This is a genomic window from Candidatus Accumulibacter cognatus (genome assembly GCF_000584975.1).
GTDB classification, from domain to species: Bacteria; Pseudomonadota; Gammaproteobacteria; order Burkholderiales; family Rhodocyclaceae; genus Accumulibacter; species Accumulibacter cognatus.
Map to the genome: position 1 here is coordinate 1 of NZ_JDST02000009.1, position 26,879 is coordinate 26,879.

At 58.8% G+C, this 26,879-nt stretch carries 18 protein-coding genes; 9 read left to right on the forward strand and 9 right to left on the reverse strand.

The window, feature by feature from the left end; translation table 11 throughout:
* Nucleotides 1–12 precede the first annotated feature (12 nt).
* From AW06_RS02270 to AW06_RS02280, 3 genes are all read right to left on the reverse strand, one after another.
* Nucleotides 13–603, reverse strand: coding sequence for an FkbM family methyltransferase (locus AW06_RS02270; protein ID WP_034944948.1), 591 nt, complete (start codon nt 601–603; stop codon nt 13–15).
* A gap of 145 nt (nt 604–748) precedes the next feature.
* Nucleotides 749–4,060, reverse strand: coding sequence for an Ig-like domain-containing protein (locus AW06_RS02275; RefSeq protein ID WP_273704314.1), 3,312 nt, complete (start codon nt 4,058–4,060; stop codon nt 749–751).
* A gap of 223 nt (nt 4,061–4,283) precedes the next feature.
* Complete coding sequence (locus AW06_RS02280; protein ID WP_034944957.1) at nt 4,284–6,053, reverse strand: asparagine synthase C-terminal domain-containing protein; 1,770 nt, start codon at nt 6,051–6,053, stop codon at nt 4,284–4,286.
* 311 nt (nt 6,054–6,364) lie between these two features.
* Here AW06_RS02280 and dnaE point away from each other — a divergent pair, with 311 nt between their 5' ends.
* Nucleotides 6,365–9,835, forward strand: a complete 3,471-nt coding sequence (gene dnaE, locus AW06_RS02285) for a DNA polymerase III subunit alpha (protein WP_034944960.1) — start codon at nt 6,365–6,367, stop codon at nt 9,833–9,835.
* Nucleotides 9,836–9,870: 35 nt separating this feature from the next.
* Here dnaE and AW06_RS02290 read toward each other — a convergent pair whose 3' ends face one another.
* From AW06_RS02290 to moaA, 3 genes are all read right to left on the reverse strand, one after another.
* Complete coding sequence (locus tag AW06_RS02290) at nt 9,871–11,403, reverse strand: mechanosensitive ion channel family protein (protein WP_138677415.1); 1,533 nt, start codon at nt 11,401–11,403, stop codon at nt 9,871–9,873.
* A gap of 96 nt (nt 11,404–11,499) precedes the next feature.
* A complete protein-coding gene (glp, locus tag AW06_RS02295) occupies nt 11,500–12,789 on the reverse strand; it encodes a gephyrin-like molybdotransferase Glp (protein WP_034944963.1) in 1,290 nt (429 codons plus the stop codon).
* A 90-nt stretch (nt 12,790–12,879) separates the two neighbouring features.
* Nucleotides 12,880–13,953 carry a GTP 3',8-cyclase MoaA gene (gene moaA / locus AW06_RS02300; protein WP_138677414.1) on the reverse strand — a complete coding sequence of 358 codons (1,074 nt, stop codon included), beginning with the start codon at nt 13,951–13,953 and terminating at the stop codon, nt 12,880–12,882.
* A gap of 68 nt (nt 13,954–14,021) precedes the next feature.
* Here moaA and AW06_RS02305 point away from each other — a divergent pair, with 68 nt between their 5' ends.
* A complete protein-coding gene (locus AW06_RS02305; protein ID WP_034944965.1) occupies nt 14,022–14,252 on the forward strand; it encodes a hypothetical protein in 231 nt (76 codons plus the stop codon).
* An 835-nt stretch (nt 14,253–15,087) separates the two neighbouring features.
* On the forward strand, nt 15,088–15,630 hold the full coding sequence (locus AW06_RS02310) for an OmpA family protein (RefSeq protein ID WP_046535128.1): 543 nt from the start codon (nt 15,088–15,090) through the stop codon (nt 15,628–15,630).
* Nucleotides 15,631–15,669: 39 nt separating this feature from the next.
* Here AW06_RS02310 and AW06_RS02315 read toward each other — a convergent pair whose 3' ends face one another.
* From AW06_RS02315 to AW06_RS02325, 3 genes are all read right to left on the reverse strand, one after another.
* The gene (locus tag AW06_RS02315; protein ID WP_034944971.1) at nt 15,670–17,559 is read right to left on the reverse strand and encodes a serine/threonine-protein kinase; all 1,890 of its coding nucleotides are present in this window, start codon (nt 17,557–17,559) and stop codon (nt 15,670–15,672) included.
* Nucleotides 17,560–17,769: 210 nt separating this feature from the next.
* Nucleotides 17,770–20,826: a caspase family protein gene (locus AW06_RS02320; RefSeq protein WP_273704315.1), complete on the reverse strand. Its 3,057-nt coding sequence runs from the start codon at nt 20,824–20,826 to the stop codon at nt 17,770–17,772.
* Nucleotides 20,783–21,982, reverse strand: a complete 1,200-nt coding sequence (locus AW06_RS02325; protein ID WP_034944974.1) for an OmpA family protein — start codon at nt 21,980–21,982, stop codon at nt 20,783–20,785. Before AW06_RS02325 ends, AW06_RS02320 begins: the two co-directional genes overlap by 44 nt.
* A 360-nt stretch (nt 21,983–22,342) precedes the next feature.
* Here AW06_RS02325 and flgB point away from each other — a divergent pair, with 360 nt between their 5' ends.
* The 6 genes from flgB (at nt 22,343) to flgG (ending at nt 26,876) form a co-directional block, all read left to right on the forward strand.
* Nucleotides 22,343–22,747 carry a flagellar basal body rod protein FlgB gene (gene flgB / locus AW06_RS02330; protein WP_324546041.1) on the forward strand — a complete coding sequence of 135 codons (405 nt, stop codon included), beginning with the start codon at nt 22,343–22,345 and terminating at the stop codon, nt 22,745–22,747.
* Between the two features lie 125 nt (nt 22,748–22,872).
* Nucleotides 22,873–23,277 (forward strand): flagellar basal body rod protein FlgC, encoded by a 405-nt coding sequence (gene flgC, locus AW06_RS02335; RefSeq protein ID WP_034944980.1) that lies wholly within the window; start codon nt 22,873–22,875, stop codon nt 23,275–23,277.
* Between the two features lie 29 nt (nt 23,278–23,306).
* Nucleotides 23,307–24,011 (forward strand): flagellar hook assembly protein FlgD, encoded by a 705-nt coding sequence (locus AW06_RS02340; protein ID WP_034944983.1) that lies wholly within the window; start codon nt 23,307–23,309, stop codon nt 24,009–24,011.
* 15 nt (nt 24,012–24,026) lie between these two features.
* Complete coding sequence (gene flgE / locus AW06_RS02345) at nt 24,027–25,301, forward strand: flagellar hook protein FlgE (RefSeq protein ID WP_034944988.1); 1,275 nt, start codon at nt 24,027–24,029, stop codon at nt 25,299–25,301.
* A gap of 31 nt (nt 25,302–25,332) precedes the next feature.
* Complete coding sequence (gene flgF / locus AW06_RS02350; protein ID WP_034944991.1) at nt 25,333–26,082, forward strand: flagellar basal-body rod protein FlgF; 750 nt, start codon at nt 25,333–25,335, stop codon at nt 26,080–26,082.
* Nucleotides 26,083–26,093: 11 nt separating this feature from the next.
* On the forward strand, nt 26,094–26,876 hold the full coding sequence (gene flgG, locus AW06_RS02355; RefSeq protein WP_034944994.1) for a flagellar basal-body rod protein FlgG: 783 nt from the start codon (nt 26,094–26,096) through the stop codon (nt 26,874–26,876).
* The last annotated feature ends 3 nt before the right edge of the window (nt 26,877–26,879 follow it).

Sequence of the window (26,879 nt, forward strand, 5' to 3'; positions counted from 1 at the left end):
AAAATGAGGAAATCACCTTAGCACGAAGCCGGCGGTGGTCAGCGCTGAAGTCGCGCCTTTCAGCACTTCCAGTTCGTAGCCCTGCACATCAAGCTTGATCAGATCCGGTGGCTGCATCGAGTACTTTTGGATCAGTTCATCCAGAGTCGTTACCGGCAAGGTCACGACATGCCGTGGCACGTTTGAGTTCTCCGGAAATACCGACGAACCTGTACCCCCCGCAGTGTCGTCCAGGATGACGAATGCCGTCTCTTTCAATTCTGGCGGCCCTAGCAACGAGCTTGCGAAGCTTATTCCTAGTTCCCGCCCGCAGAACCGCTCCAGGGTAGCCATGTGCCGCTGCTGTGGTTCGATCATTAATACCTTGGCGTCCGGGAATACCCTTCGCAATAGCCGAGTCCAATCGCCAATACACGCACCGGCGTCAATCACCGATTGCAGCAATACGCCGCGTGCGCGTAGCGCCAGGAGCCCTGCAAGCATGCCTGGTGCCCCCAGGTCATAGCAGATCTGGGCCCAGCCTGCGTCGGTCGCCAAACGCCTTGCGGCATGAAGCAACTGCCTCGAAGCACGGTCCCTAACTGTCTGCAGTAATTTGATCACGTATCGCGTCCCATCATGAGCACTTACTAGGAAGAATTAGACCGCAATCCGAGCCAAGCCAAGCCAGTTCAGCCGCATCAACGATTGTTCGTATTCTGTCACCGAATCAATGATGGGGAAGCCCTTGAGTTTTCCGATACAGGCATCATTGTGCGCTATTGTAGATGATCGTGAGTTTGGGTCTAAGGTTGGGATCGGAGGCCGACTCTCGGGTATAAAAGCGTTTGAGATTGTTGTTGCCGCTGACCCCGATCAGGCGCCAGCCGAAATTGGGCTTACCTTGTGCCATTTGCTGTACCCCCACGCTGACATCGATGTCCAGCCATCCACTATTCCATCCGACGCTACCCTGTCCATCAGCGATACTGAGGTAATCGCTTCCGGCATTGTTTGCGCCAGCGGCGCTCCATGCGGCACCGGCCAGACGCTGCTGCCATGTGGCCTGCGTTTCACTCCAATCCATCAATATTCGATGGGCTCGATAGGTATAATCGTATGGGCTTGACTTGTACATACTCAGCGTGGCGGACTGGATGGTAGCCCCATCGGGTATGGGACCACCCTCGGAAGCAAAGATCGCAAACCGGACCAGACTGGTATACGACGAGCCGCCAGACAAAAAGTATGTTTGGGTACCCAGGCTTGTTGTCTTGGAATATACCGAAAGATACGTATCGCGTGTTCCAGCGTAGCCGTTGACCCCATCTTGCAGATAAAGGGTGCTCACTGGAAGGGGAGCGATAACAGTCACGGAAATGGGCGCGGATGAAGTGCTGGCCCCCAAGTTGTCATACGCGATTGCCGAAAGCGTATAAGAGCCAGGGACACTGGCAGACCAGGCGACGCTGTAGGGAGGTGACAGAGATTCGCCAATCTTATTGCTTCCATCGAAAAACTCTACCTTTGCAATCGAACCATCGCTATCAGAGGCGTTGGCATTGATGCCGATGAAAGTGCCAGCATTGATCGTTGTGCCATTGGCTGGACTTGACAGACTTACAACGGGAGGTTGGTTGATTCCTAATATCGTAATCGTGTTTGGAGGTGAGACAGCTGTTTTTCCAAGATTGTCGGTGGCTCTGGCCGTCAAGATATGGCTACCCGCAGGAGGGCTTACCCAGAAAAACTGATAAGGCGGTGAAGTGATTTCGCTGAGTTTTTCCGCGCCTGCGAAGAATTCTACCTTGCTCACCGTCCCATCGATATCGGAGGCGTTGGCAATCAGCGTGACACTGCCGCCCGCGGCGATCGTGGCACCATTTAGCGGTGCCGTAAGATTCACGACAGGCGATTGGTTGGCTCCACTAACGGGCTTGTAAACCCAGACGTTGCCCAAGGTCCTGTCCTGCAATCCGATGAAGACACCGAGGTCGGAAGCGTACTTCCACTTGCCGAGAATGCCGGTTCCCGTGTCCCCGTTTGGCACAGAACTGCTTGGTGTCGGCTGCAACGAGACAGACCAACCAGATGCTGATATTGATTCAGGAGGGCTGATCGACCACACGCGACCATCGCCACACCACAGCATGTACTTGCGTTGCACAGGGTCAAAATCAAGACCACACTTTTTCAGTGTGATGACATTCGTCTGCAACAATGGTAGCAGTTGGCCCTTGGTATCCGAGAGGTTTATCCGAACCTCATAATTCTTGGAACCTGGTGTTGCCGTGTTCCAGTAGTAGAAAGGAAGTTCGTTGCTCCCAGTCATGACGAAGATTTTTTGTACCGGGTCGAATGCACACGAAGTTTCAACTACTGGCGACCCGAGGTAGCCACCAATTCGTTCCCAACTGTCTGCCGCAGGAGCAGTGACATCATTGATCACATAACGGTACAGATTGCGTGCCGTACCGCCAGAAGTTGCGCCCAGATAAACTGTATCTCGCCCGTTCTCCGCAGCGTAGGCAGTGCATCCATTTACGTGATTCGCCGGGAGCGTGGCACTCGCAAGATTGATCGTATGGTCACGGTTCTGCCACATCTCACCACCGACTACTTCGGGATGTGGTGCAGTGTTTTGCACGTGTGAGCCGGTGCTTCCTCCCACCTTGCCGGGGTCAGCCCGATTGGGATCAAAAAAATAGGGGCCCGTATTTCTGCTGGTAGTCGCTGTGGCCTGGCGCTTGTATTGCCCACCGTTTTGCCAAGCAGCTCCACCCAAGACCAGCAGCCGGTCAACGATAGGCAAAAATATGTTATTATCGTAGGTGTGGGCAGAGGCTGGGGCCGCATCTGGCCCATCGACAGCAATGTAATTTCCCAGCAGGTCCTGTATTACTTGGCTCGGCAGGGACGCCCTTTCCCACATCATCGTGCTTGCACGCCAGCGATAGACATCATTCCCTGAGTAGTTCGCGTGCCCGCCGCCATAGAGCCACAAGTCAGCCCGATTCGTATCCCAGCCGAAACTGCTCCAGGCAAGAATTATCGCGCGTGGATCATATGCGCCACTCGGACGCAGATCCGGAGGGGTCCACACGTCTGAATAGTTGTTCGCGTTGACTTTTGCCCAGTTGCCCTCTGGCAGGGATGCGATCATAGCCTGGATCTCAGTCAAGGCTTGGCTGCTAGCCATCTCACTTGTCGTCGGAGCAGCAGCGGCGGCGTTGATCTCGGAACCACTCGCACCTGGACGGAACAGAGCCGGGGTCGCGCGCGAGCCCTCCTCATCATTGGATAATATCTCGAGACTCAGCAAACGCTGTTGGTGAACGCCAGACGAATCGAAGCAGGAAATAGTAATGTCCCACTGCCCAGGTACGGTCGGCGTTCCCGAAATCGCTAAACGGGCAGCATCAAGAGCCAATCCGCTTGGCAATGCAACATGGCACTTGACCGGGGGGCGACCGCCATCAACCTCAATCAAAGCGTCAAAACGTTCATTCACGACGGCAATCGGCAGGGCCGAGGTGACGATCCGCAATCCAGGTCGCGACTCGCCAACGAACTGCAACCTCAACGCATCAACGACTACCGGCTTATCCGAATTTCCAACCAGCTCGATTCTCGACGACGATTCAGGCGTGAACGGAAAAGTGCCAATGCGTTGCCAAAGTCCACCGCCCATCGTCTGATCGGCCCTCACAGTCGAGCTTCCTTCAGCATGCTGCACGCGTATCTGAGCTTGCTTGGCATTAACTTTGGAAACGGGCCACCAGAGATAAATGGTGTACCAGCCTCGACGCGGAATCTGCGGCTGAAATGCATATGAACTTTTCCCCGGGCCAACGCTTGTCAACGCCCAAGAGCTTCTAGCCAGATATCCCCTAAACTCCTCGAATGCCCCCAGGCGTTGGTTGTTGGAATCATCGGTCGTCAATACAATATTCGGGTAATCGGAAGATTCCGGGATCGTTTCTGTTGCAGCCACATTGGTGCAGAGTGCTAACAGCATTAACCAGAAAAGCATCAATCGACATGGCATGCGCCAGCTGCTGACAATCAAACCATAATTCATATTTCCTCCCCCCTTGTGATATCAAAAGGTCACGACTCAATAACCCGAGTTCGACACTTTGGCCTTTAACTCATTGATTTCTGTACGTTGGCGGGTTCTGTGGTCACAAAACAGAAGCCTGATCAATCAGACGGTTATCTAGGATCTGTCGAACTCTGGAGATAATTAGACATATCCCCAGGGTTCACGTGTCCATAAACTATCGCAGATGGTCATCAAGTCATTATCCTGTTTCCTGGTTCCGGAGCCACTGCTCAAACATCGTCAGGATCCACGCCATCTCGCCGTAGTAGCCTGGGTGAGCGGGCAGATATTCGCTCATCAGTTTCTGAATGAAATCGGCACGAATGATACCTCGTGTCGCGAGCGTACCGAGCGAATCCTCGACGAGTTGCCGCAAGGCAGGCGTGCGTGTCGTCCAGAGGCCAAAGGGCAATCCGAAGCCTTTTTTCTTCTTGGTAATGATTGCGTCGGGCAGGAAGCCTCGCAGCGCTTCCTTGAAGAACCAGCGTAGCTTGAAGCGGCGAAGCTTCCAGTCGGGTGGCAAAGCCATCGAGAAATCGGTCAATGCATCCGCCAGCAATGGATAGCCGACCTCGATGCCAGCCATTCGAGTGGCACCGCGCACCTTGGGAAGGTCACTGTCGGCCAGCGTATAGCGCCAGTCGTAAGCCAGCATTCGATTGATCAGGCTCGGCGCCTGGCACTCGCTCCAGGTGGACTGCATGTGTCTCGATGGCTCACTCAGGTCGATCCGGGCGAGGAAATCGGCGCTTAATACGCTGGCAGGGTCGAGCTGCATGATCAGATTGAAGCTCTGCAGGCGATCCGGCATCGGCACACGGGAATGACGGACATAACCGGTGGCTTGCTTGAGACCTGGTATCCGCCGCAACGGACTGTGATCGTCGCACATGGGCTCGATCAGGCGCCGCACGCCCTTCGGAACGGCATGATAGAACTCGAACAAGCGCTGCATCGCGTAGCGGGAATTTCCCCCGAACAGTTCGTCTCCACCATCCCCCGCGAGAATCTTGGTGCAGCCATCGGAGCTAGCGATTTTGGCGCAGTAATAGGCTGGCAGGGCCGAGGAATTACCAAAGGGTTGATCGAAATGCTGCGCGACCGCCGGTATGCTGGCCAGCAAATCAGCCGGCGTGACGTAGTATTCATGGTGCTCACAGCCAAAGTGCTTGGCGGCGATGCGGGCATAGGCCATTTCGTCATAGCCCTCGGCGTCGAAGCCGATCGAATAGGCGGGTGCCGCCCTGCCTGTTACCTGGCAGAGTACGCCTGCCACCGTCGAGCTATCGGTGCCGCCGGAGAGGAAGCTGCCAACGCGCTGGTGGCCGGCAACTTCTGCAGCGACGTTTTCGCGAATCAGATTGCGGAACGTGTCGCGTGCGTCGGCGAAAGCTTGCTGGCGGCGCTCGTCGAATAGTAAGGGCCAGTGACGTGCTTCATGCACGCCCCGCCTATCGAGCAGTACGCTATGCGCTGCCGGCAACCGGCGCACATCACTGAATATCGTGCGCGGTGCCGGGATCATGTGGAAATACAGGTAGTCGAAGACCGACTGCGGATCAAGTTCGTCGCTACGCCCCGAAACACAGTCTGCACGGTCGGAGAAAGCCAGCGTCTTGCCGTCGGTGCGATAACACAGTGTCTCGGTCGCGAACCGGTCAACGGCCAGGAATACGCATCCGCGCGCACCATCGACGATCACCAAGGCGTAGGATCCTCTGATGCGTGCGACCACCTCCACCCCCACCTCGCGCCAGACCTGCAGAAGTTCTGCAGAAAATCCTGCCCGTCGCGAAGTGCCGATGATGCTCCCATCCCTGAACGAAGGGGAACCCATCACCGCGCAGAGGGTATCGGCGTTGCGGGCGACATCTTCGCCCCGCAAGGTCAGCGAGCTGATCAGCGCGGGAGCTGCGCTGGAGTCGAAAAGGCCGGCCAGATTAATCTGGCCAGAGAGGGTGTCTGTCATGGAGTCTGCGTGGCTGCGGTTGGTGGAACAAGAATAAAATCCCTGATCGGGGCAAATGTTGGCGAATTCAATGCTACGCCAAAGAGACGAGTCGTGCTGTGTCAGAATTCACTCGGGCGGTACATCAGCACACGGACTGCACCCCTCCTCCTGCCTGCGATGATCGCGTTTGCCGTTCCCCCTCGGGCGGATCTCCCCCCTTCGCTCTAATAATTTCAAACACTTAGCTCATTTGTAGGCATGTAATGGTACTAATGTTTTCAAGCACTTAAAGAGCTGCGAGGGAAGACCCGTCGGGGTAAAATGCCGGGATGCCAGAGAGTCCGTTCATCCACCTCCGACTGCACAGCGAGTATTCGATCACTGACGGCATCGTCCGTCTTGACGATGCGGTTGACCGTGCTGCCCGCTACGGGATGCCGGCACTGGCGCTGACTGACCTCGCCAATCTCTTCGGGCTGGTCAAGTTCTATTCTTCGGCGCGCAGCCGAGGGATCAAGCCGCTACTTGGCAGCGATGTCTGGATTGCCAACGATAGCGATCCGGATCGCCCCTATCGTCTGCTGCTGTTCTGTCGCTCACGGCAGGGTTATCTGCAACTGTGCGAGTTGCTGTCGCGTGCCTACCTGGCCCCACGGATGCGTGGGCGAGCCGAAATCACGCGCCGGATGTTGCAGGAAATTGGCGTCGATGGATTGATCGCTCTCTCAGGTGCGGCTGCCGGCGACGTTGGCGAAGCACTGTTGCAGGGAAATTATCAACAGGCCGCAAGTCGCGCGCGCCAATGGGAGCAATTATTCCCTGCGGCCTTCTACCTTGAAGTGCAGCGTTATGGCCAGGCGCAGCAGGAGTTGCTGGTCTCCAGGACTGCCGATCTGGCGGCTGATCTTGAACTGCCGCTGGTTGCCACTCACCCGATCCAGTTTCTCGAACGTGACGACTTCAAGGCGCATGAAGCAAGAGTATGCATTGCTGAGGGCTATATGCTCGGTGATCCGCGCCGCCCAAAGTTGTACACCGAAGAGCAGTTCTTCAAGTCGGCTGGCGAAATGGTCGAGTTGTTTGCTGACCTTCCCGAAGCGCTCGAGAACTCGGTGGAAATCGCCAAGCGCTGCAATCTGCAGATCACGCTTGGCAAGAGCTACCTGCCAGCTTTCCCGACCCCGGACGGCGTGACGCTCGACGATTATCTCCGCCGGGAGGCCGTTGCCGGCCTTGAGCTTCGCCTGCAGCAGCTCTTTCCTGACCCGGCCGAACGTCTCGCAGAGCGCCCGCCCTATGACGCCCGCCTGCAGCTGGAAACCGACACCATCGTACAGATGGGATTCCCCGGCTACTTCCTGATCGTTGCCGATTTCATCAACTGGGCCAAGCACAACGGTTGTCCGGTGGGGCCGGGCCGCGGATCGGGCGCGGGTTCGGTCGTCGCCTACGCGTTGGGGATTACCGACCTCGATCCCTTGCGCTACGCGCTGCTCTTCGAACGTTTTCTCAATCCCGAGCGGGTATCGATGCCCGACTTCGACATCGACTTCTGTCAGGACAATCGCTGGCGGGTAATCGAGTACGTGCGCCGGAAGTACGGGGCAGCGGCGGTCTCGCAGATCGTCACTTTCGGCACCATGTCGTCGAAAGCGGTGATTCGTGACGTCGGCCGCGTCCTTGATCTGCCGTACAATTTCTGTGACCAGCTTGCCAAACTCATTCCGGTCGAGACCAACAAGCCGCTGTCGCTGGCCAAGGCAATCGCCGCCGAACCGCAATTGAAGGCCAGGATCGATGACGAGGAAGAGGTCCGCGATCTCTTCGCCCTGGCCGCCCGCCTCGAAGATCTGACGCGTAATGTCGGCATGCACGCCGGCGGCGTGCTGATTGCGCCCGGCAAACTCACCGACTTCTGCCCGGTTTATTCGGCCGACGGAGGCGGTTCGGTGGTTTCCCAGTACGACAAGGACGATGTCGAGAAGGTCGGCCTAGTAAAGTTCGACTTTCTGGGTCTGCGCAATCTGACGATCATCAAGCTGGCACTCGATTACGTCGAGAAACTCAGCGGCCAGCGTCCCGACCTGACCGTGCTTTCCTTCGACGATCCGCTCGCCTACCAGATTCTCAAGGACGGCAATACCACCGCGATTTTCCAGGTTGAATCGGAGGGCATGAAGAAACTGGTCCGGAAGCTCGCTCCCGATCGCTTCGAGGATATCATTGCGGTGCTCGCGCTGTACCGGCCGGGGCCGCTCGGTTCCGGAATGGTCGACGACTTCATCCTGCGTAAGAAGGGTCAGCAGAAGATCGACTATTACATAGACGATCTGAAGGTCTGCCTCGAACCGACCTACGGAGTCATCGTCTATCAGGAACAGGTGATGCAGATCGCGCAGATCATCGGCGGCTATACGCTCGGCGCCGCCGATCTGTTGCGGCGTGCGATGGGCAAGAAGAAGGCCGAAGAGATGGCCCTGCACCGCGACCTGATGCGCGAGGGGGCGAGAAAGAAGGGTCACGACGAAAAGCTGGCGATGCAGCTTTTCGACCTGATGGAGAAATTCGCCGAGTATGGCTTCAACAAGTCGCACACTGCTGCCTATGCCGTTGTCACCTACCACACCGCCTGGCTGAAGGCACACCATTGCGCCGCCTTCATAGCGGCCACACTGTCATCGGACATGGACGTTACCGATACGGTGAAGATCGTGCACGACGACGCCATCGCCAATGGCCTGCGCATCCTCGGGCCGGATGTGAATGCCTCCGAATACCGCTTCACGCCGGTGGACCGCAGCACGATTCGTTACGGTCTCGGCGCCGTCAAGGGAACCGGTGAACAAGCGGTGCATGCGATCCTGAAGGCGCGCGAGGCCAGCGGCCCGTTCAAGGATCTATTCGATTTCTGTCGACGCGCTGACAAACGCCTGGTCAACCGCCGCACCATCGAAGCCCTGATTCGTGCCGGCGGTTTCGATTCGCTCGACAGGCATCGTGCGCGTCTGCTGGCTTCAGTCGGCATCGCCATGGAAGCCGCCGAACAGGCCGAGCGCAACGCCATGCAGGTCAGCCTGTTCGACATCTTCGATGCTGGCGAGCAGGGTGACGAACTTGGCCCGAGGTATGTCGAAGTGCCACGCTGGAGCGAGCGACAGCAGCTCAATGAAGAGAAGCTGGCGCTTGGTTTCTACTTCTCCGGCCATCCTTTTCATGGCGTTCAGGCTGAGGTGTCGCGCTTCGTGCGCAAGCCGCTGGCCGCGCTCGAAGCAAGGAAGGAACCGCAGTGGCTGGCCGGCCTGGTGGTCGGCGTCCGCAGCAAATTCACGGCACGCGGCAAGATGGCCTTCATTCAGCTTGACGACGGCACCAGCTCACTCGAAGTCTCGGTGTTCAACGAACTGCTCGAAGCTGAACGTGCCAAGATCAGGGAAGACGAGGTGCTGATCATCGAAGGCCGTGTCCAGCGCGATGACTTCGCCGGCGAAGGCCGCGTCAAAATCGTTGCCGAACATCTATTGACTCTCGCCGAAGCGCGCGGTCGTTTCGCCCGTCATCTGCGCCTGTCACTCAATGGCCAAGCCAGCGGCAGCAACGCGCGCACTGCCGTGCACCGCCTGCAAACCCTTCTGGCACCTTACACTCCCGGGGATTGTCCGGTTCGGCTGGCGTATCAAAACGGGAGCGCGGCCTGCGAACTAGCTTTCGGCGACGCCAACCGGGTTCGTCTCGAAGATGACCTGCTGACGGCGGTTCGCGAATGGTTGGGGAGCGACAATGTCAGCGTGGACTATGCGTGAACTGATTGTACTCGACACCCTTCCCGAATCGCTCCTCACAGCCCAAGAAAATTCTTGATCATGGCGAGCATGCCGGCCTTCGGTTGAGACACTGCCTGATCGCTGGAAGCGTTACTGAACTGGCGGATGAATGCATCCATCTCGGCCTCACGGCGTGCGAGAATTTCGGCAACCGCCTCGGCGATTTCCGGGCGCGAGCGGATGACTTCTTCAACCGTGGCTTGGTCCAGTCGGTAGCAGACCACGTCAGTCCTGGCGATGACCGAGGCGCGGCGAGCCTCACCGGTCAACACACCCTTCTCGCCGAAGGTGCCGCCGGCATGAATGGTACGGAACAGGCGCTTGGAATGGTCGGCAAAATCCATCCACACCTCGGCTTCGCCAGCGGCCAGCAGGTACAGCCAGTGTGGCGCGTCGCCCTGATGAAAGATCACGTCGCCGCAGGCAAACGGCGCATGGACCATACGCTCGCTGATGGTCCGCAGTTCCTCTTCCTGTAATCCGGCAAACAGTTCCAGCTTGCGCAGATCGACCATGCGTCGCTCGATTTCACGCCGATGGAGCGACTCCCGGTAGGCCTCGTTCTCCTTGGTGATATGAAGGGATTGCTCGGGTACCGCCAACTGCATGCCCGCACGTTTCAAGGCAGCAAAGATATGCACCCGCACGGTAGAGTCGGTAGGGTCATCGGGCTGCGGGTCAAGCATCCAGTAGCGTAGTGCGTAGCGCCCGTAGCCCGGACCAAATTCCATCAGCACGCAGGTCGGGCGAGGTTCACGCGCGACATTGGGGATTTCGGCAGAGCTGATCGTCGCCTCGATCTTCTGGATCACCAGCGTCGGGGATGATTCATAAGTGACATTGAACCATACCCAGCGTCGCCAGGGCCAGAGAGTGATGTCGGTGCGTCCGAAAACAATAAACTTGCCACGCATCAACTGGCTGTTGGGGATCACCACCACATCGCCGTTACGTGTCCTGATCGTCGTCTGCCGCCAGCGGATCTGGGCAACCCGACCCGTGATGTCATCGATCCTGATCCAGTCGCCGGTACGCAGCGAGTTATCGAGCTGCAGGGCGACGCCCGCAAGCAAATTGCCAAGGGTATCCTGCATCGAGAAAGCCAGGACGGCGGTGATCACCGCCGAGGTGGTCAGCAGACTCGAAGGGTCGAATCCGACGATGTGCAGCCGCCCCATAATGAAAACGGCGTAGACCACGAGCACAATGATGTCCTCGGCGATACGCACGACGACCATGCCAAAACGCGGCAGGATGACCCGAAAGACGAAGATCGCCACCAGGCGAAACAGCGCCATACCCGATCCGATGACGAAGATCTCATGCACCATCACTGCGAGGCGCGAATAGTCCAGCGCCTCAAGCAAGGCCCCGAAGAGTTGTCCGCAAAGGCAAAGCCCGAATGCCGCCACTGTCCCGCCGACCCGCCGACGTTCCTTGGGCAACAGGCGCAGCGACAGCAACGCAAGGGTGACGACAGCAGCAATCACGTACTTGGTTTCGGGCAGCCAGAAGTAGGACCAGATACGCTGCATGACTTCGGTCATCGTTTCTCCCTGGTCATCTCAGGCCGAGGCTCATGCATGTGGCCGGCTTCCGGCCAGGTCGTCTCGGCAAGCCTCGACCACAAGCCCACCCGGACCTCAGACCAGACCGTCGAAGACTTGCACGCTGACTGTCTCACCGGCGGCGACGCTGCCGCGATCCTGTTCCAGGACGATGAAACAGTTAGCTTCGGACATCGAGCGCAGGATTCCCGAACCCTGGGCACCTGTCGGCCGAACGCACCATTGGCCCTGCGCGTGGCTGAGGATGCCCCGCTGGTACTCGGTGCGGCCGGGAGACTTCTTCAGTGCGACACTGCACCATGCCGGCAGCAGCGGCACGACCGGCAACGGGTCGGCGCCCATCAGCAGGTAGAGCGCGTCGCGGACGAAGGCGTAGAAAGTGACCATCACCGCCACCGGATTACCCGGCAGACCGAACAGCCAGGCTGAAGCCCCCTCCTCGCCACCGACCCCGGCGGCGGTAATGCGGCCGAAAGCCATCGGGCGACCGGGTTTCATGGCAATTTTCCAGAACAGAACTTCGCCCAGTTGCGTCATCAGGGGTTTGACGAAATCGGCCTCGCCAACCGAGACTCCGCCGCTGCTGATCACCACGTCGGCAGCAGCGGCAGCCTGTCGGAAAGTCGCGTCAAGCAGCATCGGATCATCGCCAACGACCCCGAGGTCGAAGATTTCGCAACCCATGCGGCGGAGCATGCCGAAAAGCGTATAGCGGTTGCTGTCATAGACCTCGCCACAGCCCAGTGGCGTACCGATTGAGCACAGTTCGTCGCCAGTCGAGAAGAAAGCGACGCGCAGACGGCGGTAGACGCTGACCTCGGCGCAACCCAGCGATGCGATCAGACCGAGTTCCGCCGGACGGATCAGTCGTCCGGCTGTGAGTGCCGCTTGCCCGGCGGCGAGGTCCTCACCTGCACGGCGGATATTCTGTCCGCAGCGCTGCCCCGGCGGAATCACGACGCGGTCGCCAGCAACCTCGACGACTTCCTGCATCACCACCACATCACTGCCGACAGGCAACGGCGCACCGGTCATGATGCGCACACACTCCCCAGTGGCCATGCTGCCGGCAAAGGCCTGGCCAGCCAGTGCTGTCCCGGCGACGCGCAGGCGGGTTTCGCCACTGCTCGACAGGTCGGCATGACGCAGCGCGTAGCCATCCATCGCTGAATTGTCGTGCGCCGGCACATTCGCCGGGGCAATCACGTCGCTGGCCAGAATCCGTCCCAGCGCGCTGCGCAGCGCCAGCCTTTCTTGCGTCTGCAGCGGTGTCAACTGGCTGCGGATAAAGGTCCGCGCCTGCTCGACCGACAGAGCATCGGGATCGTAATCGTTGAAACAACTGAAGCGGGCGGTGAGAGGCATGGCCGATTTCGCTGGATGGGTAATGGGTTGTCGGTTCGTCGCGCGGCGCGCGGTGCGCGCACGACCGCCCCGGCCAGGGACTGCCGGTGATCAGCCGCCCGTCATCGACATGAAGCGCACTACCTGCGGTGCGTCCATCTGGTTGCTGAAGTCATGGGCCTGGGCCTTGATGCCCATACTGCGGACAATCGCCGCCCGCAGAGGAGCATCATCGGTCCGATGCGCACGCAGTAGCGGCAGCAGCGCCACAGCATGGTTATTACCGAGGCACGGGTACAGCTCGCCGCGGGCAGTGATGCGCACGCGGTTGCAGCTGGCGCAGAAATTGTGACTGTGCGGCGAGATGAAACCGACGCGCGTAGAGGTATCGGGAATCCGCCAGTAACGTGCCGGCCCGCCGGTGGTTTCGGTTGACGGCAGGAGTACGAAGCGTGTCTGCAGACGCACCAGAGCCTCTTCGCTGCCGAAGACCTGGCGCGCGTGACCGATGTCGCCGAGCGGCATTTCCTCGATGAAAGCAATATCGATACCGCGTCCGACGACAAATTCGACCAGGTCGATCAACTCGTCATCGTTACTGCCACGCATCATTACCGTGTTGATCTTCAGTCGCTGGAAACCAGCCGCCTGCGCTGCGTCGAGACCACGCAGCACCTTGCTAAGGTCACCAACGCGGGTGATCTCCCGGAAACGATCGGCACGCAGCGTGTCGAGGCTGATGTTGATGCGCTTGACCCCCGCATCGCGCAAGGCCGGGGCAAATCGATCGAGCTGCGAACCATTGGTGGTCATCACCAGCTCCAGCAAACCCGGCAGGCGGGCCAGTTGTTCGAGCAACCAGATGGCATTGTGCCGAACCAGCGGCTCGCCGCCGGTCACCCGTACTTTGGTCACACCGAGATCGACGAAAGCATTCGCAATGCGCAGGCACTCTTCGAGGGTCAGCACCTGCGCCCGCGGCAGGAAGGTCATCTCCTCGGCCATGCAATAGCGGCAACGAAAGTCGCAACGATCGGTGATCGATAGACGAAGGTAAGTGACGTGCCGGCCATACCGGTCGACCAGCGTCCCGTCGGCATGCCGTGGAGTCGCCGGCAAAGTCGGCGGCGCAAGAGCGGTTGGAGAAAGGAGAATGACTTCGGGCGTCAGTAATTGATTGTGCATGCAAGAGGCTCCCTCGGGGGTGCCCGTGGCAAAGGGAAGGAATGGTTTGCGAACGATTATAGCGGACTTTGCCAGGCGTCAAGCGTGGCAAACCGGAAGGTAACGCCGACACTGGTGGCACCAGCATGCGCCAGTATGGCCCATCAGCCGAGCAGCACCTCGAAATGGCCGACGCACTCCCCGGAAACCATGGCCCCGGCGGACTGATGATGGCGGTGAATGTCAGCCGCGCCGAGGCGAGAGAACTGCAACGCTACCGCCATTTCTATCTGAGCATCCGCATATTCTGGAGATCCTGACTCCCAAATTTGGCGTCGCTCCCGGCGAGGCCCGTCTTTGAGCACTCTATTGCCCGTGCCTGTCAGCCGGTGCTTCAGGCTGGTGTAGAGCTTCAGCACAACGGCAACTTTGGCGACTTCGTGCCGCTCGGCGAATTCCGTCTCTCAAGACCACAGGTCTTCGGGATGCGAGAACAGCGCGGAATCGTACTCCGCCATTCGGCAAAGGCGGCCGCGAAATCGGCCAGCAGCGGGTCGTCGAGGAGAAGGGGCTGCGGCACCGAGAAACCTCTCGATCAGTCAACACGGGCCTGCCACGCTACAAGACCAGTACCCCGATTTCAATCAGCGTTGACGAAAGGACACGAAATTTCTGGGGAGGCTCAGCGCCCTGAGTAGCGACGAATTTTCTTGAGCTGTGGGGAGAGATTCAGGAAGATAGCAACCAAGGACGATGTCGAATGGTCAAATACAAGATTAGTTAGTTGCCCTGCCAATCCTTGGTCGTTGGTATTCTCATATACCGCTGGTAGCAAAACCACCTGTGCCGATGAACAAGAACGCAAGCGAATTCGGTTGCTCGTCTGACTCGCACCCCTATCGCCGCATCATCGATGATGAGCATGGGCGCGTGTGAATGGCGTATGCTGTGTGTACTAACGCTCCCGGGGCAGGTCTGTATCGATTACAGTCGGCCCCTAGTTGCGTGCGTATTCCGGGCGGGGACCAAGGGCAGGATGAGTTGTACGATCAGCGCCCCCTGCAGGTATGCTGCCTGGGTGTGACATCGCTCCTGCTGGAGCGCGTTCAGGATGGTAGTATTATCAATTCGTAGTTGTTTTCAGGGAGTTTTCAGATGAAATACGTCAGAATGATGGGATTGCTGTGGTGCACGCTGGTCCCAGCGGTATCGCTCGCACAGGCTGAAAAGGTGCTCAGGGCCGAAGAGATTAACGAACGCGCGCTGGTCGATCTGCTCGCCCCGGCCCCGGCCCGGACGAAATCGCGCTCGATCAATGTCACTCGCGATGAAAGTTCTTTGGCGCCTGCGAAACCGGCGGCAGCATCCTTGCTGATTACCTTCGAAACGAACTCTGCGGGTCTGACGCCAAACGGCAAGCAATCGCTTGATGTGGTGGGCCGGGCCCTGAATTCGGAAAAACTCGTTCCTTTCCGCTTCGCAATCGAGGGCCACAGTGATCCGCGTGGTGGCGAGGAATACAACCGACAGTTGTCGCAATCACGCGCCGAAAGCGTCGTTGTCTATTTGTCACAGAACCACCAGATCGATCGTAGTCGCCTCAAACCCGTCGGCAAGGGCCCGTCACAACTGCTCAACCCGGTTCGACCCGAAGCCCCCGAAAATCGTCGGGTGACCATCAGGCGGCTCGACGAGTAGCAGCATTCCGGAAGTCTCTGCGGCTCTTGACGGTTCCGGTCAGCTGATCTCGTCGATGACAAACAGGGCTGCTCCATAGCTGGAAGAGCAGGCGCGACTGGCTGGACAGATCACCTTGCCGGCAAAAGGATTGGTGGTCGCAAAGTTCGCCTCATGTGCGATGCGGTCGGCAATCTCGAGCGGAAACTCGGAAAACGGGTTGACCTTGCGCAGGCCGGTTGCAGAGAAATCCCGTCGATTGTCGGAAACGATCACCACGAAGCGATTGCTTCCCGGCGGGCCGTCAGGCGTCATCGCCCAGCCGGGGCGAGGCAGACTCAGATCACCCTCCCCGGCGATCCCGTTATCGGCGTCGATGGCGTTCGGGAAAAGCAGGTTGAAGCGGCCATTGGTGCCCACCATCAGAATGTACACATAGCCCGGCTTGTGCGAACTGACGCGGAAACGCAGCTTGTCCTGACCGATTTTGACCCTGGCCTTCTCTGGAACCACCGCCACCACGTGCTCGGGATCGCGGTGTCGATAAATCTCCTGCAAGATGTCAACCGGGTCGAACGGCTTGATGGCCTTTGTTGACGAGTTGGTCGCCCCGTTCTTGCCGAGCAACATGTCGACCAACTGCTGTTCGGTGAGCGACTTCCGGTCTGCCGTCTGAATCTCTGCTGTCGGTGGCGCCGCCGTCGTGGTCGCTCCAGTAGCCGGTGTCGCTGCCGGAGTGGCAGGCGTGGCTACTATTGCCGGAGATGGCGCCACCGTGACTGGCGATGATACGGCAGTGGGAGGCGACCGGAGTGCGTAATACGCCCCACCGGCGGCAACCGCCACCAGTGTGCCGCCAATGCCGACCAATAGCATCGCCTTGCTTCGTTTCTTTTCCACTGGCTCCTGGCTGACCGTGACCGCTGCAGCCTCCTGCGTGGTCACATGCGGCGCAGTCACCTCCGGTGTGCCCGCCATGTCCGACCCTGCCAGCAGGGCACGGAACTCGGCAACACTATGCGGGCGATCTTCAGGTCTGACCGCCAACGCCCGATCCATGGCCTGCAGGAAGGACTTGCTGTAGCGTCCAGCTGCGGCCTGCGTTAGCGGGACCATGGTGTCGTTGATTGACCGGGCAACCGATGCCATGGGTGGCCTGCGGGTGATTGCGTTATAGACCACGGCTGCCAGTGCATAGAGGTCGGTCCATGCGCCCTGTTTGACATGTGGGTCTTCCGCATACTGCTCCAGAGGCGCATAACCCGGCTTGAGAATAACCGTTAGTGCCTGCGTCCTGTCGCCGATGACCCGCCGAGCCGCACCGAAATCGAGCAATAGTGGGCGTCCGTCGGCAAGCAACAGAATGTTGTCTGGCGCAATGTCGCGATGAAAACAGTTTTCTTGGTGAATGACCTCCAGAGCGTCAAGCAGGGGGTCGATCAAGCCCCTCAGCCATTCTTCTGAAGGCGGCTCAGGCATTTTCTGCAAGGCCTGCCTGAGGGTAATGCCCTCGTAGAACGGCATCACCATGTAGGCCGTACCGTTCGCCTCCCAGAAGCGATACACCTTCACCAGCGAGCGATGATCGAACTGGGCGAGCATCCGCGCCTCATTGACGAAACTGCGCAGACCAATGGCAAAAGTCTCGGCCAGGCGCGCTGATTTGACGGCCACGGTCAGACCCTCGACTCTCTCTGCCAGCGAGGATGGCATGTACTCCTTCAGGGCGACGTAGCGCCCGAGCGAAAGATCGTGAGCGAGGTATACGATTCCGAAACCGCCAATGCCGACCAGGTTGATGAGTTCGAATTCCCCAATGTGCGTGCCCAGCGGTAACGCATTGCTGCCGACGCCTGCCTCGGCTCCAGCCGAAGCTGCAGCCGCTGGAGATGAGGGTGCAGCGGGTTGACGCACGACCCAAGTCCGTTCGTACTCTTCTGGTTCCGACATCGAGTTCCCTGTAGTCAATACGGCGAAGACAATCCTCGCATTCTGCCGCAGTTTGCCTTTCCGGCAAAGCCGAAGTGATCAGGCATGTGCCGAGAATGCCTTGTGTACCCGCGGATTCCACAAAAAGAACAGGTTTTGCCATGGGCTACCTTGTCCAGGAACAGCAGCTGGCCGTCTATTCGTGAGTTGCTGACGCGGCTTTCACATTAACTAACGCTGACCGAGAACGAGAGGAAAGTCGGGTACGCCGCTGGGGACGATGGTCACCGGCGATTGCGCACCCTCGGTTAGAGACTTGACACGTTCCGAGACGTAGAGGTCGAGCATCTTGTGCGTGATGCGACCGGACTTGTTGTAATCGGCTTTCCCGCGCAGCCCCTCGAGGATGGCCTTGGTGAAAGCACCGTTGCCCCAATCAGGTGATTCCTGGGCATATTGGCGCCCGGTTGCCGCAGCAAACACGATGACCCCGTTATCAGCACTCGACAACTCATTGATGACAGCGGTGGTATCGAGGCGAAGCGAGCGCGCGCCAGTGCCGAGAACATTGCCCGCATGGCAGGTATCGATGAAGAACATCGCCTTGCCGGGCAAGGAAACGAGCGTGTTGCGAATCTCGCTGAAGATCACGCCGGTGCGCTTCAGGGCCTTGACATTGACATCCTGTGGCAGGAAGTAATAGGTGCCGTCGGCATCATTGACGCCATGCCCGGCAATGAAGACCATCCCCACGTCCCGCGCAGTCAGTTCCCTGCGAATCCACTCCAGTCCGTCGAGGACGTCGTCTCGTTTGGCAGAATGGTCGGTGAGCAGGCGAACCGAGACCTTACGGTACAGACCGCCTTCCTGTGTCCTGAAGAAATTCGACAGATCGGTAGAGTCCTTGGCGGCGAACTCGAGCTGAATCGAAGGATCCTGGTATTTGCTGATGCCGATCGCGAGGATGTACAGTGCTGGTCGCAGGTCCACACTGCCGGTGGCCGGCGCTGATGCAGCAGCAGGCATACCGATATTATTCGAAGCAGCGACGGCTTCCTTGGCAGTCACCGGAGGTTTCTTGAGCGTCAAGGTCGCTTCGGGCGAAACGCCATGCTTGTTCTCGGCAAACAACAGGATCTGGGCATCGAGTCCCGACAAGGAAAACGGCACTTCATAGATGCTCTCGTTGGCATCAGAACGCGAACTGCGCAGGGCAGACAGCGCCGGCAGAGCAACGGGCTGGCCATTGATCCGCGCGCGGAGTATTGTTGGTGGGGCATCGGCCGGTGCGCGAACGGCGACCTGGAGTTTGATGTTGCCGCCAACAGCCCAGTTGCTGGTGTCAGGTGAAACGATGCGCACTGTAGGAGGCAGCCGTTCGCGGATTGCCTGACCGCCGGGAGGGGCTGCCGCACCGGCCGGAAGCGCCGCCAGCGCGGCATCCGTACTGCCCTTGCCGATGACTTCACGGATCAGTTCGGGTCGATAGTACTCGGTACGAAAGCGGGATACCGGATAGAAATCCGCAGCCTGTGCCGAACCACGATCGACCTGCCAGCCGACCAGATTCTCACCGCCCGGGCTGGCAGCGAAATAGCCCCCCGGCACCCACATGACCCAACGGCGTCCGTCCGCTTGCGGAAAGAAGACGAGTTGCTCACTGCCGTCTTGTTGCCGGTACCAGCGTAACGTGCCATCGCTGAACGCGGCGACCACCCAGCGGCCGTCGTCGCTGGTGTTCACCTGCCACGGTGTCGCGGGCGCAGCAGTCTTCCACAAGGCGTGGCCGTTGCGGTCGTAGAGGCGGATTTGGAAGTTGGTGGCGATGGCAATGCGATTGCCGTCACGAGAGACGCTTGCCGCGAGCGACCACTCGTTGGCGTCCAGGCCAAGGCCTTTGCCATTGATGGACGGTTGTTGCCGCTCAAACCAGTTGTCGACCATGGTCTTTCCGGCTGACGTCCGCGGTGCTTGCCAATCCTTGACAGCTTTTACCCAGGCCAGTTGACGGGTATCGAAGGCATCACCGGTGTTACCGGGCCGTGCGTCCTGAAAAGCGAGCGCACTGCCATCCGCAGCCAGGCGAAAGCGGCTGCGCTGGTTGCGAAAGTCCAGCAAGCTGCTACCGATGGTCAACTGCGACTGTCCATTGGCGGCAAGTATTCCCCACGCGGGATCGGCGGTCGCGTACAGCAGACTGCCATCACGTGTAGCGTGCAGCGCAGTGATCGTGTTGCGCGCTACCGGGATGACGGTGGGTTCGCTCTGCCCAGTATCAGGCCAGACCAGAATCGCGAACCGTCCCTTGTCGTTGGCCCAACTGCCGGCCGCGTAGACGCTTTTGCCATCCGTCGACCAGGCGACAACGCTGAGGCTGCGCGCGATACTGCCCATTGCCGGAGGCGACAACACCTTTCGCACCTTCAGTGTCTTCGCGTCGAGCAGGACAACGCTTTCCTGGTCCGAAGTGCCGACCGCCACGGTCTGCCCATCGGGTGAAAAAGCCAGGCCAAAAGGCACGCCCATTCCGGCCAGTGTGCTGCGCGAAAGCAGCTTGAGGCCTTTTGGTGTCGCTTCGTAAGCTCGGACGAAGCCATCGGCACTACTGACCACGATTGTCTTGTCATCAGGTGACCAGACACTCGCATTCACCTCATCCGAGAAGTCCGAGCCACCCTGCAGTTCGCGCGCGCTGCCCCAGGAATCGGTGCCCTGGAAGACACGGACTCCCTGCCTGCCCCACAGGCCAGCGACGAGCATTCGGCCGTCGCGAGAAAACGACAGATGCGTGACGACATCGGGCAAGCCGGTGATGCGGTGGATGATCTGGCCATCACTGCGGCGGACCAGATAAACGTCATTGCTTGAGGACCAGCCGGCCGTGGCAAAAACTGCACCATCCGGGGCCATCGCCACTGCATACAGCTTACCATCGTTGCCGGGTCCGGACGGTGGCCTGAAAACCGACAGTGGCGAACCACTGGCAACGTCCCAAACGCGTGCGGTCTTGTCCTCGGATGCCGTGACGGCATAGCGGCCATCACGATCCATGCTTGCCGCTCGAATCGGGGCAACGTGGGTACCGGTTTCAATACGCAGGCTGGGCGTCGTTCCCGTTGCCTGCGTGGTCGCTCCGGTGGCCGACGAAAAGCCGCCAGAGCTACCCAGTATGCAGAAGAGTGCCCAAGTGAATTGTCGAAGAACTGCCCTGATGCCGAGCACGGTGGTCGGAATCGGTGAGGGGTTAGCAAGAAACTTTCTTGAACTCGATGCGCTGGTCGAGAGCATCCGATTCGTTGCCCTTGCCGGTGCCGACGATTGCGCGCTGCGAACCATACCCCTTGGCCATCAACCGCTTCGCCAGCGCAGGGTTGACCGCCACCAGCTTCTGCCGGACAAACTCGGCGCGCTGCAGTGAAAGGCGTTCGTCCATCTGATCCGAGGTGCCTCGCCGGGTGTGTCCGGCGACCTCGATGCAGGACGACTGTCGTAGCGACTGTTTAGCGATCTCCGACAACCACAGCGAATAGGGCTGCTGTTCCTGGCTGAAGGCGGTTGCTCCAGGCTTGAAATCGAAACGCACGGCAAGCCGGTCGCTTGCCAGGCCCATTTGAACCAACTGCCCGAAGGCCTGCATGGCAGGCTTCGTGCGTCCCAATTTCTGATTGTCGAGGTACACCCCGGCATATACACGCGCCTGCTTGCCGGCTGGATTCGTCAGGACCGACTGGTAGAGGGCCAGCGAGTCCTTGAATTTCTTCGCCTGATAGGCCTTGGTTGCTTCGCTGATCGTCGATGCAGCCAGCACGGCGTCGATGTACGCGGGATTGATCGGGTCGCCGGCTTTCGTTCCCTGACAGGTCTTCACATATCCGTCGACAGCCGTATCCTTAGCCCAGACCGGCATCTCGCGGAAGAAAGGCAGTGGCGTCGGATCGAATCCTTCGGGTAGGGCGCGTGCCAGACCCTTGCTGATGATCTTGCCGGTCTTCAGATCGGCAAGCGCGAAGCAGATGCGGTAGGCATCGCGCTCGCCGTCCGCCTTGCCCTGCAGGTTGATTGGCGTGAAGGTGCCGATCATCAGCAAGGGAAGCGTGGCGACGGTTTCGTTGTTGAAGGGTTTGACGTCGACCTGCTGATAGTTTTCCTTCACCAGTTGAACGACCGACTGTTCCATCGCCACTGTCGCTTCGGTCTGCATGCCGCTGTTACCGTCCACCAGCGGATCAACCACCATGCTGTATTTCTGATCCTTGGCCAGATTGGCGTTGGCCAGCAAGTCTTGCGCAGCCTTGCGCACCGCCTGTTCATAGGGAAGGGCAACCACCTGCGGTGCGGGCGCGGGCGCTGCCACGGTTGGCTTTTCCTCCGTGCTGCTGCAAGCGGCGGCAAGTACACCGACAGCAAGACAAGCGCTAACGAGAAAGCGGGATGGAAATGGCATGAATATTCTCCCTCTTGTTGTTCACAAAAATTGGACAAACGATGGTCTGGACGAGTTCATTGGCAAGGAGAACTGATACTTGATTCCCGCCAACCCTTGCAACGGGGAACCCCTCAAAATATCGTTCATCGCCCCTACTACCATCACGGGTAGCCTGCCTCAGCGAATTCCAAGAACGCTCCATGTCTGTTTCCTTGAAAGGTAGCAGCAATTTATGGTCAGCGGCAATATTTGCCGGAAAGCCGGCAAATTCCGGTACAGCTCAAGTGCAGCTCGAAGTCGAAGCCATTGCCAGTGCCCGGATCGCAAGATTGGCATCATTATTGCTTGAATGCTGCTCATCAATCTTCAGAGGAGACCGTGTTGGCTAGCAAGCTTGACAGCGCGCTTTTCGCGGGGCAGCAGGCACTAACGCTGCGTGCATATCGGCAGCAAGTGCTTGCCGGGAATATCGCCAACGCCGATACTCCGCACTACCAGGCTAGGGACTTCGATTTTGCTACAACGTTGAAGGACGCACTTGCTGGCCGCGGCGAAGGCAACCTCAACCTGGTAACGACTTCTGAACGTCATTTTCAGGGCACTGCGGACTCTGGCCCGGTGCGCCTGATGTATCGCCAGACCAGCCAGGCGAGTGCCGATGGCAATACGGTCGATATGGATGTCGAGCAGGCGAACTTTGCTGAAAACGCCATTTTCTACGAGGCTGGCATGAGTTTTCTCAGTGGCAAGGTCAAGACCCTGCTCGCGGCTCTGCAGCCCTAACGGTCACAGCTGTTGCAGGCAACTTCGATCATGAACGCATTCGTTTCCCTCTCTCCCGGATTTTCTCATGCTTGCGGGCGAGGGAAGGTTCGTGAATTGCTGACGCGACGTTCACATTAATTGCCATGAGCCTGTTCAATACCTTTGCTGTGGCCGGTAGTGCAGTAACCGCACAGGCGATACGCCTCAACGCGGTCGCCAGCAACCTGGCGAACGTGGACAGCGTGATCGGTTCGGACGGCAAGCCTTATCGGGCCAAACAGGTGGTGTTTGCCGCTACACCGATGGGCAGCCCTGCGGCACAAGGGGTTCGGGTTAAACAGGTGGTTGAGGACAGCAGTCCCGGGCGTATGGTTTATGACCCACGCAATCCTGCCGCCGACGAAAAAGGCTACGTCGCGATGCCCAATGTGAACGTGGTTGAAGAAATGACCAACATGATTTCAGCGTCGCGTGCCTACCAGAACAACGTCGAGGTGATGAACACCGCCAAGCAGTTGCTGCTCAAAACGCTGACGCTTGGTCAGTAGTCATCGAACAGAAGACACAGGAGAAACTCATGAACGCCGTGCAATCAGCAGTCAATTCAAGCAGCGACATTTTTGCGGCGATCAATGCCCAGGCAAAGGCCGGCACGACCGATGCGAGTTCAGGCAGTGAGGATGTCCAGAACCGCTTTCTCAAGCTGCTGGTAACGCAACTGAAGAATCAGGACCCGCTCAACCCGCTCGACAATGCTGCGGTGACCACGCAGATCTCGCAGATCAGTACGGTGGCCGGTATCGAAAATCTGAACGCGACGATGCAGACCCTGTTGAGCGACTTCAACGACAGCCAGTCGATGCAGGCGGCGGGTCTGATTGGCAAGAGCGTTCTCGTTCCTGGTTCCCGGCTTGCTCTGAGCGACGGCGGAGCCGGTGGCGGTGCCAAAGCCAGTGGCGGTGCCAATCTTGCGGGCCCGGCTGACAAGGTGACGCTGACGATCCTCGATGCCGCCGGCAAGGTGGTGCAAAGTCAGAATCTGGGCGCGCGCGATGCCGGCAGCTTCAGCTTTACCTGGGACGGCAAGACCGATGCCGGAACGACCGCGCCGCCAGGCAACTACAGTTTCACGATCGCTGCCGTGCGTGGCAGCGAAACTGTGGCCACAGAAGCGATGCATTTGGGCACAGTTTCTGCCTTGGTCAGAGACAAGGGCGCCTTCCAGCTTGAACTCGCTGGACTGGGCAGAGTAGATTTCAACAAGGTGCAGCAGATTTTCTAGGAACAGGGGTCAACCATGAGTTTTCAACAGGGTTTGAGTGGTCTGAATGCTTCGGCCGCGTCGCTGAATGTGATTGGCAACAACGTCGCCAACGTCGCTACCGTCGGCTTCAAGAGGGCAGATGCGCACTTCTCGGATCTCTACGCGGCTTCGCTGGGTATCGGGTCCGGTTCGCAGATCGGTATCGGGGTCACGGTGTCGGCAATCCAGCAACAGTTCACCCAGGGTAATCTGACGACCACCAACAATCCCCTGGACCTGGCACTCAATGGTCCCGGCTATTTTCGCATGAGTCATGAAGGGGCAATCACCTATACTCGCAACGGCCAGTTTCACCTCGATAAGGAAGGTTACGTCATCAACGACAAGAACCTTCGTCTGACTGGCTATCCGGTTGCTGAGAATGGTGACATTTCCCCGACCAACCCGGTCGAGATACAGTTATCTGCCAGCCAGATTCCACCGCGGGCAACCAGCGATCCGCTGGCGGGAGACATCAGCGCGGCAATCAATCTCGACGCACTCGATTCGGTTCCCTTGGTGACCACCTTCGATCCCACCAATACGCAATCGTACAATTTCTCGACCGCCCTGAATGTTTTCGACACCCTCGGGGTGATGCACAACCTGAGCACGTACTACGTTCGCACGGCAACTCCCGGGACATGGGACATCTATGCAACGCTTGATGGGGTGCTGTCTGCGGATGCTGCTCCGGGGGGTCGGAGTCTGGTATTCGATACCTCGGGAATACTGACGAGCGTGGTACCAGCACCGGCTGCAGGAGACCCCTTGTTCTCCATTCCGATGCCGGAATGGGATCTGACGGACGGAGCCACCACACCTTGGTCACCGGGAAGCATCGATTACACCGATACCACCCAGTTCGGGAATGACTCGACAGTCGATCGCCTGATACAGGGAGGATATGCCGCTGGCAGTCTGGTGGGCGTGGGCGTCTCGAGTGACGGGATCCTGCAAGGTCGCTACAGCAACAGTCAGTCGCGCAACCTCGGGCAAGTCGTGCTTGCCAATTTCAGCGATCCCAATGGCCTGCTGAATCTGGGCAACAATGAATGGAGTGAGACTTCGACCTCCGGCCCGCCACTGCTCGGTGCGCCGGGGACAGGAACGCGCGCCGTGATCCAGTCGGCGACAGTGGAAGACTCGAACGTCGACCTCACCAAGGAACTGGTCGACATGATTTCAGCACAGCGCAACTATCAGGCCAATGCACAAACGATCAAGACCCAGGATCAGGTCATGCAGACCCTGGTGAACCTGCGCTAAGCGCGGTAGCGAAAGAAAGCGACAATAACCGATGGATCGACTGATCTACACCGCAATGAGTGGCGCCAAACAGGCTTTCCTGCAGCAAGCCGGCGTTGCGCAGAATTTGGCCAACGTTGCCACAGTCGGTTATCGGGCAATGGAGCACCGCTTCCGCGCTGCACAGGTTCTTGGTGCGGGCGCGCCAACGCGGGCATTCGCAGTCGATGCTTCGCTGGCCAATGTCTTTGAGCAGGGTCCGTTGACAGTCACCGGGCGGCCGCTCGACGTCGCTGTCAACGGCGCTGGCTGGATTGCCGTGCAGGGGGCTGATGGTCGCGAGGCCTATACGCGTGCCGGCAATCTCAGAACCGATGCCAACGGCGTGCTGCTGACCAGTTCCGGCTTCAACGTGCTCGGCGAGGGCGGGCCAATCTCGCTGCCACCGGACAACAACATCACGATTGCTCCGGACGGCACGGTATCGAGCATCCCGCGGATCGGCGCGGGAGCAATCAACAACGCGAGCGCGGTCGGTCGCATCAAGCTGGTCAACCCGCCAGAGAACGATCTGGTGCGCGGTGATGACGGACTCTTTCGCACCCGCAGCGGCGACGAAGCAGTTTCCGACGAGAACGTCAAGCTCGTCCCGGAGGCGCTTGAGGGCAGCAACGTCAATACGGTGGACGCAATGGTCCGAATGATCAGTCTGGCGCGCCAGTTCGAAATGCAGATCAAGATGTTGCAGACGGCGGACAGCAATGCGCGTGCGGCCACCCAGATTCTCACGATCAATGCCTGACAGGAAAACAGATGATCCGCTCGCTATGGACCGCCAGTACTGGCCTCAATGCCCAACAGGTGCAAATAGACATCATTGCCAATAACCTGGCAAACGTCAGCACCAACGGTTTCAAGCAGGCGCGTGGCATTTTCGCTGATCTCCTCTATCAGACCCTTCGTCAGCCGGGAGCCCAGTCGTCACAGACCACCCAGATTCCCGATGGTCTGCAGATCGGTCTCGGAACGACCCCAGTGTCCACGGGTCGCATCTTCACGCAGGGTTCGCTCCAGCAAACCGGCAACACCCTTGATCTGGCGATCGACGGCGCTGGCTTCTTTCAGGTCCTACTGCCGGATGGCACGACCGCCTATACGCGCGATGGCTCGTTCCAGAAAGACAATCAGGGGCAGATCGTGACGGCCAATGGCTATCCCTTGCAGCCCGCGATCACGATTCCGCAGAATGCCTTGACGATCACCATCGGGACCGATGGCGTGGTCAGCATCACGCAGCCGAATTCGGCAGCAACGGTACAGATCGGAACCATCCAGGTGGCAACTTTCATCAATAACGGGGGTTTGCAGAGCATCGGCGAAAATCTCTACCTGGAGACCGCATCGAGTGGTACTCCTACTCCCAATACGCCGGGAACCAATGGTTCCGGAGTGGTTCTGCAAAACTTCGTCGAGGCGTCAAACGTGAACGTAGCGCAGGAACTGGTGATGATGATCCAGACGCAGCGGGCCTACGAACTCAATTCAAAGGTGGTGTCGACTTCGGACGCGATGTTGGCGCGTCTGACCCAGTTGTAGAAG